This is a genomic window from Saccharopolyspora oryzae (assembly GCF_027853915.1).
Classification (GTDB): Bacteria; Actinomycetota; Actinomycetes; order Mycobacteriales; family Pseudonocardiaceae; genus Saccharopolyspora; species Saccharopolyspora oryzae.
On record NZ_JAQGLA010000091.1, the window covers coordinates 12,676 to 27,153 of the forward strand.

Annotated in this window: 19 protein-coding genes; 16 read left to right on the forward strand and 3 right to left on the reverse strand. The window is 67.7% G+C overall.

What is annotated here, in order from left to right:
• Positions 1 to 50 precede the first annotated feature (50 nt).
• Complete coding sequence (locus OU415_RS32590) at positions 51 to 176, reverse strand: hypothetical protein (RefSeq protein ID WP_270953349.1); 126 nt, start codon at positions 174 to 176, stop codon at positions 51 to 53.
• 428 nt (positions 177 to 604) lie between these two features.
• Here OU415_RS32590 and OU415_RS32595 point away from each other — a divergent pair, with 428 nt between their 5' ends.
• From OU415_RS32595 to OU415_RS32615, 5 genes are all read left to right on the forward strand, one after another.
• A complete protein-coding gene (locus OU415_RS32595; protein ID WP_270953351.1) occupies positions 605 to 1,165 on the forward strand; it encodes a hypothetical protein in 561 nt (186 codons plus the stop codon).
• 8 nt (positions 1,166 to 1,173) lie between these two features.
• Positions 1,174 to 1,806 (forward strand): hypothetical protein, encoded by a 633-nt coding sequence (locus OU415_RS32600; protein WP_270953352.1) that lies wholly within the window; start codon positions 1,174 to 1,176, stop codon positions 1,804 to 1,806.
• A 173-nt stretch (positions 1,807 to 1,979) separates the two neighbouring features.
• Positions 1,980 to 3,023 (forward strand): serine/threonine-protein kinase, encoded by a 1,044-nt coding sequence (locus OU415_RS32605; protein ID WP_270953353.1) that lies wholly within the window; start codon positions 1,980 to 1,982, stop codon positions 3,021 to 3,023.
• Positions 3,020 to 3,520: a hypothetical protein gene (locus OU415_RS32610; RefSeq protein WP_270953354.1), complete on the forward strand. Its 501-nt coding sequence runs from the start codon at positions 3,020 to 3,022 to the stop codon at positions 3,518 to 3,520. The genes OU415_RS32605 and OU415_RS32610 overlap by 4 nt, the downstream gene beginning before the upstream one ends.
• Before the next feature lie 114 nt (positions 3,521 to 3,634).
• Positions 3,635 to 4,162, forward strand: coding sequence for a DUF3558 domain-containing protein (locus OU415_RS32615; RefSeq protein WP_270953355.1), 528 nt, complete (start codon positions 3,635 to 3,637; stop codon positions 4,160 to 4,162).
• An 8-nt stretch (positions 4,163 to 4,170) separates the two neighbouring features.
• Here the strand turns inward: OU415_RS32615 and OU415_RS32620 are convergent, their stop codons facing one another.
• Positions 4,171 to 5,088: a hypothetical protein gene (locus OU415_RS32620; RefSeq protein WP_270953356.1), complete on the reverse strand. Its 918-nt coding sequence runs from the start codon at positions 5,086 to 5,088 to the stop codon at positions 4,171 to 4,173.
• 17 nt (positions 5,089 to 5,105) lie between these two features.
• A complete protein-coding gene (locus tag OU415_RS32625; RefSeq protein WP_270953357.1) occupies positions 5,106 to 5,321 on the reverse strand; it encodes a hypothetical protein in 216 nt (71 codons plus the stop codon).
• Positions 5,322 to 5,523: 202 nt separating this feature from the next.
• On the opposite strand from OU415_RS32625, the gene OU415_RS32630 reads away from it, so the two are divergent.
• From OU415_RS32630 to metK, 11 genes are all read left to right on the forward strand, one after another.
• Positions 5,524 to 6,336 carry a helix-turn-helix domain-containing protein gene (locus OU415_RS32630; RefSeq protein WP_270953358.1) on the forward strand — a complete coding sequence of 271 codons (813 nt, stop codon included), beginning with the start codon at positions 5,524 to 5,526 and terminating at the stop codon, positions 6,334 to 6,336.
• 21 nt (positions 6,337 to 6,357) lie between these two features.
• Positions 6,358 to 6,561 (forward strand): DUF397 domain-containing protein, encoded by a 204-nt coding sequence (locus tag OU415_RS32635; RefSeq protein WP_270953360.1) that lies wholly within the window; start codon positions 6,358 to 6,360, stop codon positions 6,559 to 6,561.
• Positions 6,562 to 6,937: 376 nt separating this feature from the next.
• A complete protein-coding gene (locus OU415_RS32640) occupies positions 6,938 to 7,429 on the forward strand; it encodes a hypothetical protein (RefSeq protein WP_270953361.1) in 492 nt (163 codons plus the stop codon).
• Positions 7,422 to 7,985 (forward strand): DUF3558 domain-containing protein, encoded by a 564-nt coding sequence (locus OU415_RS32645; RefSeq protein WP_270953362.1) that lies wholly within the window; start codon positions 7,422 to 7,424, stop codon positions 7,983 to 7,985. Before OU415_RS32640 ends, OU415_RS32645 begins: the two co-directional genes overlap by 8 nt.
• Before the next feature lie 65 nt (positions 7,986 to 8,050).
• Positions 8,051 to 9,271, forward strand: a complete 1,221-nt coding sequence (locus OU415_RS32650; protein ID WP_270953363.1) for a hypothetical protein — start codon at positions 8,051 to 8,053, stop codon at positions 9,269 to 9,271.
• A 77-nt stretch (positions 9,272 to 9,348) separates the two neighbouring features.
• Complete coding sequence (locus OU415_RS32655) at positions 9,349 to 10,122, forward strand: ESX secretion-associated protein EspG (protein WP_270953364.1); 774 nt, start codon at positions 9,349 to 9,351, stop codon at positions 10,120 to 10,122.
• Between the two features lie 487 nt (positions 10,123 to 10,609).
• Positions 10,610 to 10,927: an integration host factor, actinobacterial type gene (gene mihF / locus OU415_RS32660; protein ID WP_179724937.1), complete on the forward strand. Its 318-nt coding sequence runs from the start codon at positions 10,610 to 10,612 to the stop codon at positions 10,925 to 10,927.
• Entirely contained in the window at positions 10,924 to 11,526 is a 603-nt protein-coding gene (gmk, locus tag OU415_RS32665) for a guanylate kinase (RefSeq protein ID WP_270953365.1), read from the forward strand. Before mihF ends, gmk begins: the two co-directional genes overlap by 4 nt.
• A 120-nt stretch (positions 11,527 to 11,646) precedes the next feature.
• Positions 11,647 to 11,940, forward strand: a complete 294-nt coding sequence (gene rpoZ, locus OU415_RS32670; RefSeq protein WP_093154160.1) for a DNA-directed RNA polymerase subunit omega — start codon at positions 11,647 to 11,649, stop codon at positions 11,938 to 11,940.
• A complete protein-coding gene (gene coaBC, locus OU415_RS32675) occupies positions 11,937 to 13,187 on the forward strand; it encodes a bifunctional phosphopantothenoylcysteine decarboxylase/phosphopantothenate--cysteine ligase CoaBC (protein WP_270953366.1) in 1,251 nt (416 codons plus the stop codon). The genes rpoZ and coaBC overlap by 4 nt, the downstream gene beginning before the upstream one ends.
• Before the next feature lie 94 nt (positions 13,188 to 13,281).
• Positions 13,282 to 14,463 (forward strand): methionine adenosyltransferase, encoded by a 1,182-nt coding sequence (gene metK / locus OU415_RS32680; protein ID WP_270953367.1) that lies wholly within the window; start codon positions 13,282 to 13,284, stop codon positions 14,461 to 14,463.
• Positions 14,464 to 14,478 lie beyond the last annotated feature (15 nt).

The following is a 14,478-nucleotide window of genomic DNA, read 5'->3' on the forward strand; positions in this document are numbered from 1 at the left end:
GGCACCGGTCGTGAGAGGTGCCGCCGCCGGATGATCTAGTTTCCCGGGCCTCAGAAGCAGCCGCAGCCGAAGCTGATGAACCTGCGGCTGCAGAAGCCCCGGCTGAAGCCGTTGAAGCCGCGTCCGCTGAAGCCGTTGAAGCCGCCCCAGGCCGGTGCAATACCAGTGAAGACCATGAAAACTCCTCGTGTGTAGTGGTTTTTCGTGTCGAAGGACCCAACCCCCAGCGGGTAATGCCTGTCGGACAAGCATTTTGGGCCCGTATCTGGGCTTTCCTGCGTGCTGGTTGATCAAACGCCCTGGATGTCAGATTTTTTCGGAGCGCTGAGGCCGGATGTTGGCTCCCGCCCAGGAGTTATTTGCGATTGGGAACAGTGTCAACCGACCACTTGCCGGGGTGGATCTCGGATAGGGTCGCCGCAACTGGATCGGACCGTCGGCGCGGGGGGGCTTGGTGAGCGGGGAGATCGGCGGCGCGTTGGCCGCGCGGGTTGGTTGGTGTCGGCCCGATGAGGCCATCCGGTTGGTCGTCAGGTGCAGTCGGGTCGGTATCCGGTACGACGTCGGCGGGTTGTCCTGGGAGGGCGGCTCGCGGGGTGGCGCCGTGCGGGAGGGGATCGAGCGGTTCGGCGTCGCCGTGGCGGATGTGGTTTCGGGCGGCGATGATTCGGGTGCGACCCCGCCGCGCGTCGTCTACTTCGGACAGTCTCCGCAGGCGCGGATCGTGCGGGCGCTGGAGGCCAGCTGCAAGCCGGACACCGAGTTGATGTGGGTGCTCACCACGCATCGCCTCGGCTTGCTCGAAGTTCTCGCACCCGAGGTCGACGAGGATTCCGGTGGTTCGCTGTGGAGCAAGGCCCGCAAGTTCGGTGCCGGGGTGAAGGACTTCTCCCGCGACGTGGCCGACATCTTCCAGGGCAAGCAGCTCGGCGAGTTCGCCGCGGACACCCCGATCCCGGTCCGCGAGGTGACCGCGCACGTCGAGTTCCCGGCGCAGCTGGTGCGGTCGGTCGCCGCGACGAAGCGGAAGCTGCCCTCCGACTACCGGCCGAGGAAGGTGTTCCCGCTGCGCATCGAGCTCGACGACGGTTCCGGGCTGGAAGTGATCGCGCAGACCGAGGAGGCCGTGGCCCGGCTTCAGGCGATGGCGTTCGGCCGGGCGTAGGGGGCGAAGTGCTGAAGGATCCGTTCAAGCTGGAGAAGATCGCGGCGAAGACCTGGTGCGGGCCGGGGGAGAAGCTGCTGTGGCGGATCGGCCCGCGCTGGGGTCACGTCGCCTTCGACATCGCCGGCCGTCGCGGTGCTCCGCATCAGCACGACGGCGGCACCCGGAGCAGCACTGTTCCGGAGTGGCCGCTGCCCACCGAGGCCGTCGCCACCGGCCGCTACCACGGCGACGAGTGGGTGCACGACCCGTCGATCTGGGCCTACGTCCACGCCCCGCACCCCTCCGCCGTCGCCGCAGGCTGCGCGGACGGCCTCGCCGCAGGCCAGACCGATGCCTGGCTGGTGCTGTCCAGCCAGCGCCTGGCGGTGGTCGTCGCCGCCTCCGCGATCGACGAGCCCGCCAAGAAGTCCGGCTGGCTCTCCCGCGGCAAGTCGGAGGAGGAAGCCCTCCGGAGCCTCTGGGAAGCCCCCAGCGCCGCGATCCGCCACTTCGGCGCCCTGCAGATGGGCCGCGAGGTGGAGCCGGTGTGGATCGGGCAGGTGGCGTTCCAGGACGGTTCGACGGTGCTGATCCGGATGGAGAACGAGGTCGCGGCGGAATCCGTCGTGACGGCGGGAAATGCGATCTTCGGCGGCTGAGGAATCGGCCGACCGGGGGAGCGCGCCTACCGCAGCTGCCTGATATCTAGACCCGCGCCCAACAGGGCCGTCAACCTGCTCTCGCAGTAGACGTCGTCACCTGGTCGTCTCGCAGGCGCGTACGCCGGTTCGGCTACTGTCATTTCCGGGAGCGCAAGGGACCGGAGGGGTTGATGGGTGAGGCACCTCTGCTGGGTGGCCGGTACCGGCTCGGTGCCTGCATCGGCAGTGGCGGCATGGCCGACGTGCACCGGGCGATGGACACCCGGTTGCAGCGGGTCGTGGCCGCGAAGGTGTTCCGCTCCGGTGCCGACGCCGCAGGTCGGGAGCGCTTCGCCGAGGAGGCGCGGACCCTCGCCGGGCTCAGCCACCCGGGCCTGGTCACGGTGCACGACTTCAGCTCCGATCCCGACGAGCTCTACCTGATCATGGAGCTGGTCGAGGGCCGCACCCTCGCCGACGAGATCCGCACCGCACCGCTCCCGCCGCAGCGCGTCGCCGAGATCGGTTCCCGGCTGGCCGACGTGCTCGCCCACGTGCACCACAACGGCATCCTGCACCGCGACGTCAAGCCGTCCAACGTGCTGATCGCCGGTGACGACAGCGTCTACCTGGCCGACTTCGGCATTTCCCGGTTGGCCGCCGCGGCCGGGCGCATCACCGGCTCGGGCGTGCTCATCGGCACCGCCACCTACATGTCCCCGGAGCAGGTCAGCGGTGGTGAGGTCGGTTTCCCGGCGGACGTCTACGCGCTGGGCCTGGTCCTGCTGGAAAGCGCGACCGGCAGGGTTGAGTATCCCGGGTCCGGTGCCGAGAGCGCGGTGTCGCGGTTGGTCCGGGCCCCGGAGGTCCCGCTGGAGCTGCCCAGCGGCCTGCACCGGGCCCTGCTGGCGATGACCGCGACCGACCCGGCCAGGCGTCCGGACGCGGCGGAGTGCGCGGACCTGCTGGCGGGCCGGTCGACCGAGGTCATCCCCCGCATCCACGCGCCGCAGACCGCTTCCCCGCGCACCGAGGTGCTGCCGAAGCCGCGCCGGAGCCTGAAGCCGTGGCTGATCAGCGGCGGCGGGTTCGCGGTGCTGCTGGCGGCCTTGATCGTGTACCTCGCCCTGCCACCGGCCCCGGATCCGCCGGCGCTGCCGCCGGTGTCCGGCCCGCCGGGCGTGGCGCGACTGCCGGAAGACCTCGAGAACCTGGAGGGGCTGATCCGGGAATGAAACGCCTCCTGCTGCCAGCGCTGCTGCTGGTGCTCACCGGCTGCAGCAGCGCGCCCGACGGGATGGACGCGCAGATCCGCGAGCAGCTGCTCGGACGCGTCGACGACGTGAAAACAGCGGCGCTGAAACAAGATCGGGCTGCCGCGGAGGCGGCGCTGGGCGAGCTGCACCGCGCGATCGCCGAAGCCCAGGCGCGCGGGGAACTCGCCACGGAATCCGCCCGCACGCTGCTCACCGCCACCGAGCGGGTCGCCGAGGACGTTCGCACCATGCCGCTGCCGGAACCACCGGCGCCCGTCACCGTGACGGTGACCCCGGATCCGCCCGTCGCCCCCGAGCTGCCGGCGGAGGAGAACCGCGTCGACCAGCGCCAGCAGCAGCTGGAGGAGCAGGTCAGGAGGATGCAGGAACTCCGCCAGCACTGGGAGGAGAACCGCAAGCAGTGGCAGAAGGTCCAGGAGAACCGCGGCAACAACAACGGGAACGAGGACAACTGAACGGGAACGTTCCCGGTTGCCGCACGATTGGTTGTGCCAATTTCGCGGGATGTGGCAGGGTGCGCTCGCACTGATCTGATGCGGGCGCACCCCGCGACCCCGAGGAGGCGGAACTTGCGCGAGGGACTAGCTGCCACCGCGATCGCGGCCGGCCTGTTGCTGGCGGGCTGCAGTTCCGGCGCAACCCCACCAACCCAGCCGGAACTCCCGCAGCGAGCAGCCCCGCAGAAGTCCCTGACGGCGTCCGACCCGTGCACCCTGCTCACCGCGGACCAGCTGAAAGCCCTTGCCCTGGAACAAGAACCGAAGCAGGTCGACCAGGACGGCTACAAGGGCTGCGAATTCGGCTCCGGCACTCCGGACGGCCCTGGATGGACGGCCTTCGCAGCGGCGGATGAGAACCGCACGTTCCAGCAGTTCGCAGAACAGCACAAGGGCGCGCAACAGCTCGACGTCGCGTTCTACCCGACGGCGAAGGTGAACGACGAAAAGGGCTGCACCCTGGCGCTGGACGTGTCGGACACGGGAACCCTCCTGGTGCGGGCCCTGGTCCGCCCCGGAGCCCCGATCGAGGTGGGCGGCGGCTGCGAAGCGGCGATCAGAGTCGCCGAAGAGATCATCCAAACCCTCCCGGACGCGTAAGACCGACTTCACCGGACGTCGGGAGCCCAGGACAGGGCCCACGGCGTGGTGTCGGCCAAGGGGGCATCGGGCAGAGCTGCCGGACGGACGTACTCGACGCGCGTCACGGCATCGGGTTTCGGACCAGCATCGCTCGGGCGGAAGGCCTGCCGGAACATGTATGCGGGCAGGAGGCTTTCCGGGTTCAGGTAGTAGACGATGTCCGCGCCTGCTTTCGTGTTGTCCGCCGTCGGGAACGGGTGCTCCATCACGTTCGGTCCGGTCTTCTGGAACGCCCAGATCAGGTGCTGCATGTCCCAAAGGCGTCCCTCGGCATCCGGCAGCGCCCGCGCTCGCACCGGTAGCCGGAGGTAGGTCTTGCCGTTGACCTCGACCAGGCTCGGGTTTTCGGCGACGAGGAAGCGCCAGGACTCCACGTTCAGCTGGCTGATCATCGTCGTGGCTTGATCAGCGGTGAGTCCTGCCGGGATGATCCCGTCACCCAGGAACGGCCGGTACGGCTTGCAGAGCGGGCTGCTCCCCGGGCTCCAGGTCTGCCGCGATGGGCTGTAGTCGTGTTCGACGTCATCGACGCACTTGCCCCACAACGTGCTCGTCCCGCGCCAGTGCTCGATGGAGGCGCCGACGTAGCGCCGGGTGCGGAAGTCGTAGATCTCGTCGTGCACCTTGACCATGCGTCGCTGGGCGGCCAGATCCGGAGAACCGAAATATTCGCGCCTGGTGTGCAGGACCGGCTGTTGGGCTTGCCGGTAGAACATCTCCCAGAACAGCGCGTTCGGATCGACCTGGTCGATGTTGGCCCGTGTGACCGATCCGTCGAAGGCAGGCCGGGTTTCGACGGGCCGCACACGGTTCGGCGCAGCTGGTGAGGCACAGGCAGCAGCGGTGACCGCGAGCGTGCAGACGGCGAGCAGGATTCGTTTCATCTTTCAGTCGTCCTCGCTCATTCCTGGCCGCAGAGGGCTTCGACGACGTCACGGGCGTCGGCGTTGAAGGCGAGGTCCAGGAAGTAGAGCTTGTCAGCGAGTTCGGTCAGCTGCGCGCGGCTCACCACGACTTCGGTGCCGCCCTGTCTGATCGCCACTTCATCGCGGACCAGCATCGCGATGACGACCTCCTCGCGTCGTTCGTCCGCCGGAATGCGCCAGCGAGCGCACATGTTTCAGCCCTCCCGAATCGGATGTTCGCTTGCTGGAAGGACTCTCCGGAGTTCCCGAGCGGGCACGCAACGATTCTTTCGGGTGACTGGGGTTACTTGACCAGCTGGCAACCAGTGATGGTGATCGGGGGAGCTCAGATCGATTCCGAAACGGGGAGAACGCATGAACGGACGAGCAGGAGTCCCGGTCCGGGTGCGGAGGGTGTCGAGCGAACTGCGAGAGCTGCGCCTGCGAAGCGGCCTAGCAGCAGAAGAAGTCGCCGGAGCACTCGGCTTTTCGATGAGCAAGCTCAGCCGGATCGAGAACGGCCAACGCGGGTTGTACGCGGACGACGTAGCCGCACTGCTGGGGCTGTACCGAGTGCCCGCAGAGCGCCGCGAAACGCTGCTGACGCTCGTACGGACAGCATCCAGCCCGAACTGGTGGCAAGTCCAGGACGGCCGCTTGCCAGCGATGTGGGAGGACGTGATCCGCTTCGAGAAAGAGGCTGTAGCGCTCTACAACTACGAAACCATGCTCATCCCGGGCTTGTTGCAGACATCTGAGTACGCGACTGCCATCGTGCAGGGCACTGATCCGGATCTGAACCTCGCAGAGGTCGACACGCTCGTCACTGCTCGCATGGGGCGACAGATGTTGTTGAACCGGCCGACTGCGCCGACGCTCGAAGTGCTCATCGAGCAGAGCATCCTGGAACGCCCGGCTGGGGGCTCGGGCGTGATGTTCCGCCAACTCCGCCACCTGGTCAGCGCGACGAGCCAGGACAACGTGACGCTTCGCGTGTTGCCCACCGAACTCGGTGTGCATCCAGGGATGGCGGGACCGTTCGTCATCCTCGATTTCGAGAAGCAGCCCAGCCTGGTCTACCTCGAGAATCGAGGTAGCAGTGCGTTCCTCGAAGAATCCGAACACGTGGCTGCGGCGAAGGAAGCGCTCGAGGCCTTGCAGGGCATGGCGCTGTCGGTCAAGGATTCAGTGGACCTCATCAACAGCATCGCCGATCGGTTGGTGTGAAGACCGGCAAGGAGCAGCGCAGTGACCTCACTGGATCTCTCGGCGCTTCGCTGGCGCAAGAGCAGTCGAAGCAGCAACTACGGAAACTGCGTCGAGGTCGCGTTCAGCGGATCAGCTGTCGCGGCGCGTGACTCCAAGGATCCTGATGGTGGCCAGCTGGTGTTAGGTGCGGCGACCTGGGCTTCGTTCCTGGAAGGGCTCCGGCGCGGGCGGTTCGACGGGTAAGCGATCGACGCAGGAAAGCGGCATCCGGGCAGCTTCGCTCGGATGCCGCTTTTTGTTGAATGATCAACGTCGATTGTTGGCAAGCAGACGGGTCCGCTTGCCAGTTCTGTGGAGATGAGCGCCCGGCTGATCCCGGTCTCTGACGTGGTGTTTTCAGCTGGACGGAAACTGGCCGGATGCCTGTGCCCCATAGCTGACCTGCGTAGACTCCGAAACCCTTGCTTCTCCACCGAGGTCAAAATCACTCGGATGTCGCAATGTTCTCTGGTCAACTCCGCACCGAAATGACGCCTATGGGCGTTAAAGTTTGCCCCGGTGGCAACCTGAAGGCCGTCGCTGGACCTCGCGACGGTTGGCGAACGAGGGGAGTTCGACCGTGTCCGAGGGGGACGGTGACCAGGTCCAGTTCGATGCAACGGACCAGGCGTACATGCAGCACCGGATGAGCAACTCCGGCCTGTTTGGCTTCATGAACATGCCCGCTGCCGTAGCAGAGACCTTCGCTCGCGCGGAGACGAAGACGGCACTGGCCCACTCGCAGGCCGCTGGCGGCTCGATGATGGTCGACCCCGATCAGATCGACAAGCTGGCCCAGTTCTTCGATGACGAGGCGCAGGCGCTGTTCGACAGGGCAGGGGACGTGCAGTTCCTTGCCGACGTCCAGCCTCCTGGACATGATCCGGTGAGTGTGAAGTCGGCCAAGGTGTACCAGAACGTGGCTGCTGGAGATGACAGCGCTTATCTGGACAACTATCTGAAACTGGCGGAGTACTTCCAGAACACTGCGGCGAACCTTCGTGCCAATGCTCAGCAAAACAGGATCGACGACCAGAATTCGGCCGATAGTCTTGGAGGGAAACTTGCGTAAGGGGCTTGCTGCGGGGGCCGTTCTGGCCAGTTTGTTCTTGGCTGGATGCGGAGGTCAGGCAAGTCCTCCCGCTGAGAGCGCCGACGCGCCAACTCAGTCTGCAGAAACAAGCACGCCGAAGTCTGCTCGTACCGCGCCTGCGAAGTCGCTTGAAGTGGCGGACAAGTGCTCCATCGTTACAGAGCAGCAGGCAACCGCACTTGGTGCTGACCAGGCCCCGCGGGCAAGGGATTCAAATGGTCAGGCTGGTTGCACCTACCAGAAGGGCAAGGCGGGCACGACCGGCTGGGGCGCCTTCGTAGCTGCTTCCGAAGGTTCGACTTTCAACGCGGAGGTCGAGTCTCGCGGAGAAGCGACGAAAAAGGGTGAAGTTGCCGGGTACCCGACCGCTGGGTATGACTCCGGTCGTGGCTGCGTGTTGTTCGCTGATGTTTCCGATCAGGGATACCTGCTTGTCAACATCCTTCGGACCAGCACGGATGATCCAGGTGTTGATATGTGCCAGCAAGCTGAGAAATTCGCTGAAGCCGCGATTCAGAATCTTCCAAATGCGTGAGGGGCGAGATGACTGACACTAGACAGATTGAGCCCTCGGATTTTGAGGGCGCCAGCCTCGAACAGATGCGCGGCTGGGTTGAGAATGGTTCTGCCGACGGTTACTACGGCCAGTCCAAGTCGTGGACGACGGAGGACAAGTACCTTCAGGACCTCAAGGTTCGTGTTGAGGAAGCGCTGAAGAGCTCCGGTGCTTTCATGCAGTCTGAGTCGGGCGAGGCCATGCAGAACCAGGCCATGCCGGTAGTGCTCTGGACTGAGGTCACCGCGGAGAACGCCAAGGCGCAGTCGCAGCTGATGACTGACCAGGGTGAGGCCTTCGCGAAGGTGCAGTCCTCGATCCCGGGCAAGGGCGAAGAGCAGGAAGCGCCGGACAGCAACTGGTTCAAGGACACCTGGGACTCCATGGTGAACGGCCAGACCGACGCGGAAGCTGCCAAGGAGCACAACGAGAAGCTGCGGCAGGAGGCTGTACAGGCCTTCCAGACGTACCAGAGCACTTCGCAGAGCACGGTTGCTGCGAGTTCGAGGTTCGACCCACCTCCTGCGAGCGGTATGAACGTGGCGACGTCCAGCTCGCCGCACACCAACGTTGGTGGGGTGCCGCAGGTTTCTGGGAGTCCTTCCGGGACGAGCAGCCAGTGGGCTGGTGGTGGCGGCACCGGTGGGACCGGTGGCGGCGGGTACAGCTCGACCAGTCCTTCCGGTTACACCGGTGGTCCTGGCGGTTCTGGTGGACCGGGTTCGGTTCCCGGCGGTACGAGCCCGGTGTGGCGGGTTCCCGGTCCGGGCGGCGGCCCCGGTCAGAACGGGCCCGGTCAGACCGGTCCGGGTGGCGGTCGCGTGCCTGGTCCGGGTGTCGGCGGTCCCGGGATGTTCGGCCCGGGTGGCCCTGGTGGTAGCGGAAGCGGCTCGGGTTCCGGCTCTGGTGGTCGGGGCGTGGGCGCTGGCGGCGCCGGCGGTTCCGGCCGCGGTGGTGTCGGTGCTGGTGGCAGCAGCGGCCGTGGTGCCGGGTCCGGTCCGGGCGCTGGGGGTCGCGCCGGTATCGGCGGGCCTGGTGGCTCTGGGACGGGTTCCGGTTCCGGGTCCGGTTCGGGTGCTGCTGGCGGCCGCGGTGGTGTCGGCGGTGCCGGTGGTGCAGCCGCTGGTCGTGGCCAGGGCAAGCCGGGCGAGGAGGACCAGGAGCACGAGACTCCCGAGTACCTCAAGGGCGACCACGGTTTCTTCGACGACGACATGCCGAAGGTCGCGCCTCCGGTGTTCGGCGACTGGAACCAGCAGCAGTAAGTAGTTCGCAACGAAGCAGTCGATCGCGTGGGCGGCATCGCTCGATGCCGCCCACGCAGCGGTCTGGGGAGAATTCCGTGAAGTTCGAGCTGTCGAAGCAGGCCTTCCACGAGGCGTGGAAGCACTTCAACCTGGGGACCAAGCCGATCGTGCTCAACGTCCTGCCCGAGGGGATCCTGGAGTCCGAGCGCCGCGAGGTCCAGCGCCGGGCCTGGGACGAGCTGAACCGCCTCGGATTCGGCAACGAGATGCGCGAAGAGGACATCTGCGGCGTGTTCCTGCCGCTGCAGCGCTACGAGCGGGCCTTCGACATCACCTTCGGCGAACGCACCTCCGACGGCGAGCGGAAGACGACCGGGATGGTCGCCAACGTCCGCAACAACGCCACGCTGGCCGTCCTGAACGAGCAATCCGTTCGCCTGCAAGCACTTCCCGCGGACTCCATGGTCCGAGCCCTCCTCAGCGTCCTCCCGGACGACGTGAAAGCGGGCCAGGGACGCGGTGTTTCGCTCCGCAGCGCAGCGATGGCCGAAGCGGCCAAGAACGCGGGCAACTCCGACCGCGCGATGGCCGACGGCCTCGCCCGCCAAGGCGTCAAGCGCGACGACGCCCGCCTCCTGGTCGAGATGGCCGGCGGCGAGCGGACCGCGTGGGCCCAGTTCGGCGCGTCGGTGATGGACGGCCAGGGCAAGCGCCACCGGGCCCCGATGGTGACGAACTTCTTCGCCACCCCCAAGGGCTGGTACATGATCGAGACCAACACCCGGGGCGCGGAGCCCTGGACCACGGTCGCCCCGATCGACAAGCAGCGCATGGCCTCCCGGGTCCAGGACCTCATGAAGACCCTCTAGTCCAGGCGCGCTGAGGAGCTCCCGAACGTCTCCGAACTCCGGGAGCTCCGCCACGCCTGCCCCGCCCGGCCGCGAGCGCGCGTTCCGGGTCTTTCCCCGCCGCCGTGGAGCGGGTTTCGCGGTGGGGTCTGGATCAGTACGGAACTTCCGCGTTGCGGAAACTCCGCGGAGGTTGCAGAGGTCTTGATCACGTTGCGGATGAGGGGCATTTCACCCCGCTTTGACCTGCGAGGACGGCACCGGCATGGCTCAACTGCCCGGAAATCGGACAGATTTGATGAATTTTGCCGAGATTAGTGCACTTCAGCGGCTTTGTTGGTAGTACTTGCAGCGGCACCCCGATCGTGCGCGCCTCGTACGAGCGGGCCTGGTGGCGGACCTGGCTGAATCAGGCTCACAAAAACCGGACCCCAGTGGAACCCGGCAGAGCCGACTCGGTACCGTTCGCCGCACCGATCAAGAGAAACCCCACATCACGGAGGACATGGTGGCCCTTCCCCAGCTGACCGAGGAGCAGCGGGCAGCAGCTCTGGAAAAGGCGGCTGCCGCCCGTCGCGCCCGAGCGGAGCTCAAGGAGCGCCTCAAGCGAGGCGGAACCACGCTGGCGGAGGTCCTGGACACCGCCGACAACGACGAGGTCCTGGGCAAGATGAAGGTCTCCGCCCTGCTCGAGGCTCTTCCCGGCGTTGGCAAGGTCCGCGCCCAGCAGATCATGGAGCGGCTGGAGATCGCCAACAGCCGTCGTCTGCGCGGACTGGGCGAGCGGCAGCGCAAGGCGCTGCTCTCCGAGTTCAGCGGCGAGTGATCGACGCAAAAACCGGCGCTGAGCCGAGGACCGTCCGTCAGGGCGAGCCTCGGCTCACCGTCGTTTCCGGCCCTTCCGGCGTCGGCAAGTCCAGCGTCCTGGCCGAGGTGCGCAGGCAGGCCCCGGAGATCTACTTCAGCGTTTCCGCAACCACCCGCGCGCCCCGCGCCGGGGAGGTCGACGGCGAGCACTACCACTTCGTCGACACCGCCGAGTTCGAGCGGATGATCGAGGCCGGCGAGATGCTCGAGCACGCCCGCTACGCGGGCAACTTCTACGGCACCCCGCGCAAGCCCGTCGAGGAAGCCCTCGCGGCCGGGCGGCCGGCGGTGCTGGAGATCGAACTCCAAGGCGCCCGCCAGGTCCGCCGGGCCATGCCGGAGGCGCAGCTGGTCATGCTGCTGCCCCCGTCCTGGGAGGTCCTGGTCGACCGGCTCACCGGTCGCGGCACCGAGCCCGACGAGGTCGTCGAGCACCGGCTGACGACCGCGCGCGAGGAACTGGCCGCCGAATCGGAGTTCGACGCCACCGTGGTCAACGCCGACGTGCAGGCCGCGACCAGCGAATTGCTACGATTGATACTTGGCCGCGAACTGTGACGAGCCAGCGGTGAGCAGCACCGGAGTTCGGTCGACCGAAGTCCGGCACCCCGCGGTCCGCATCGCCGCCCCAAGGCAACGGCACCACGCCGCCGTCCACGAGGAGCAGGAGCCACTCACGTGAGCACCCCCAGCGCGCTGGCTGCGCTCAACAGCAGCCCGTCCACCAACACCGCCGAAGGCATCACCTACCCGCCGATCGACGACCTGCTCGAGCAGGTCAGCTCGAAGTACGCGCTGGTGATCTACTCCGCGAAGCGCGCGCGGCAGATCAACGACTACTACGCCCAGCTCGGCGAGGGCCTGCTGGAGTACGTCGGCCCGCTGGTCGAGCCGGGCCCGCGCGAGAAGCCGCTGTCGATCGCGCTCCGCGAGATCCACGCCGGCGTGCTCGAGCACACCGAAGGCGAGTGACCGAACACCGCGCCGAGGATCGCCCGCGGGTGGTCCTCGGCGTCAGCGGTGGCATCGCCGCCTACAAGGCGTGCGAGGTGCTGCGGCGGTTGACCGAGTCCGGGCACAGCGTCCGGGTGGTCCCGACCGAGGCCGCGCTGAACTTCGTCGGCGCGGCGACCTTCGAGGCGCTGTCCGGGCAGCCGGTGCGCACCGGCGTGTTCAGCGACGTCCACGAAGTCCAGCACGTGCGCCTCGGGCAGGAAGCCGACCTGGTCGTCGTCGCCCCCGCCACCGCCGACCTGCTGGCCCGCGCCGCGCACGGGCAGGCCGACGACCTGCTCACCTCGACGCTGCTGACCGCCCGGTGCCCGGTGCTGATGGTCCCGGCGATGCACACCGAGATGTGGGAGCACCCGGCCACCCAGCACAACGTCGCGCTGCTGCGCAGCCGCGGCGTCGTCGTCGCGGAGCCGGACAGCGGCCGGTTGACCGGCAAGGACACCGGCAAGGGCCGGCTGCCCGACCCGGCCGAGATCGTCGACCTGGCCCGCCTGCTGCTCGCCGAGCCCGCCGCGCTGCCGCGCGACCTCGAAGGCCGCCGCGTGGTGATCTCCGCCGGTGGCACCCGCGAACCGCTGGACCCGGTGCGCTACCTGGGCAACCGCTCGTCCGGCAGGCAGGGGTACGCGCTGGCCCGCGTGGCCGCGCACCGCGGCGCGGACGTGACGCTGGTCGCCGCGCACACCGCCGACCTGGTGGATCCCGCCGGGGTCCGGGTGATCAAGGTGGGCACCGCGGAGGAGCTGCGGTCGGTGATGCTGGCCGAGGCCGACGGCGCGGACGCCGTGGTGATGGCCGCCGCCGTGGCCGACTTCCGCCCCGCCAAGCTCGTCGAGCACAAGATCAAGAAGTCCGGTTCGGACCCGGAGCCGCTGGCCCTGACCCAGAACCCGGACATCCTCGGCGAACTGGTCGAAGCGCGCGCCGCCGGCAAGCTGTCCGCGTCGCTGATCGCGGGGTTCGCCGCCGAGACCGGCGACGCGACCACCTCGGTCCTCGACCACGGCCGCGCCAAGCTGGCCCGCAAGGGCTGCGACCTGCTGGTGGTCAACGCCGTCGGGGACGGCAAGGCCTTCGAGGTCGAGGAGAACGCCGGCTGGCTGCTCGCCAGCGACGGCACCGAGCAGCCCATCCCATTCGGCGCTAAATCCCGTCTGGCGTCCACGTTGTGGGATGCTGTGACCGGGCAGCTGCGCCGCAAGTAGGGTGGCTGCGCACGTCAACCACCATGCGGTGGGTTTTGAAAGCACTTCAGGGAGAGTCGTGAGTCAGCAGTCTGACCTGCGCACCGGTCGCAGGTTGTTCACCAGTGAGTCCGTGACCGAAGGCCACCCGGACAAGATCTGCGACGCGATCAGCGACTCGATCCTGGACGCGTTGCTGGGCCAGGACCCGCGTTCGCGCGTCGCGGTGGAGACGCTGGTGACCACCGGCCAGGTGCACGTCGCCGGTGAGGTCACCACCGACGCCTACGCCGACATCCCCACCATCGTGCGGGAGAAGATCCTGGAGATCGGCTACGACTCCTCGGCCAAGGGCTTCGACGGCAACTCCTGCGGCGTGAACGTGGCCATCGGCTCGCAGTCGCCGGACATCGCGCAGGGCGTGGACACCGCGCACGAGTCGCGGGTCGAGGGCGTGATCGACGAGATCGCCAAGCAGGGCGCCGGCGACCAGGGCCTGATGTTCGGCTACGCCTGCGACGACACGCCGGAGTTCATGCCGCTGCCGATCGCGCTGGCGCACCGCCTGTCCCGTCGCCTGACCAAGGTCCGCAAGGACGGCGTGCTGCCGTACCTGCGTCCCGACGGCAAGACCCAGGTGACCATCGAGTACGCCGGTGACCAGGCCGTTCGGCTGGACACCGTGGTGCTGTCGACGCAGCACGCTGCCGACATCGACCTCGAGGGCATGCTCGCCACCGACATCAAGGACAAGGTGGTCGGCCCGGAGATCGAGCAGCTCGACCTCGACGTCTCCGACACCCGGCTGCTGGTCAACCCGACCGGCCGGTTCGTGGTCGGCGGTCCGATGGGTGACGCCGGTCTGACCGGGCGGAAGATCATCGTCGACACCTACGGCGGCATGGCCCGCCACGGTGGCGGTGCGTTCTCCGGCAAGGACCCGTCGAAGGTGGACCGCTCCGCCGCCTACGCGACCCGGTGGGTTGCGAAGAACGCCGTCGCCGCTGGTCTGGCCGGCCGCATCGAGGTGCAGGTCGCCTACGCGATCGGCAAGGCGGCTCCGGTGGGCCTGTTCGTGGAGACCTTCGGGACCGAGAACGTCGACCCGGCCCGCATCCAGTCGGCGATCAACGAGGTCTTCGACCTTCGCCCGGCCGCGATCATCCGCGACCTGGACCTGCTGCGCCCGATCTACGCCCCGACCGCGGCGTACGGCCACTTCGGCCGCCCGGACCTCGACCTCCCCTGGGAGCGCACGGACCGCGCCGACGCCCTCAAGGCCGCGGCCAACGCCTGACGTCCCACCCCGAAG

What these genes read in the sequence shown, in the direction of transcription:
- OU415_RS32590 (WP_270953349.1), bottom strand. Translation starts at nt 176, where the DNA reads ATGGTCTTCACTGGTATTGCACCGGCCTGGGGCGGCTTCAACGGCTTC.
- OU415_RS32605 (WP_270953353.1), top strand. Translation starts at nt 1,980, where the DNA reads ATGGGTGAGGCACCTCTGCTGGGTGGCCGGTACCGGCTCGGTGCCTGC.
- OU415_RS32610 (WP_270953354.1), top strand. Translation starts at nt 3,020, where the DNA reads ATGAAACGCCTCCTGCTGCCAGCGCTGCTGCTGGTGCTCACCGGCTGC.
- OU415_RS32620 (WP_270953356.1), bottom strand. Translation starts at nt 5,088, where the DNA reads ATGAAACGAATCCTGCTCGCCGTCTGCACGCTCGCGGTCACCGCTGCT.
- OU415_RS32625 (WP_270953357.1), bottom strand. Translation starts at nt 5,321, where the DNA reads ATGTGCGCTCGCTGGCGCATTCCGGCGGACGAACGACGCGAGGAGGTC.
- OU415_RS32650 (WP_270953363.1), top strand. Translation starts at nt 8,051, where the DNA reads ATGCGCGGCTGGGTTGAGAATGGTTCTGCCGACGGTTACTACGGCCAG.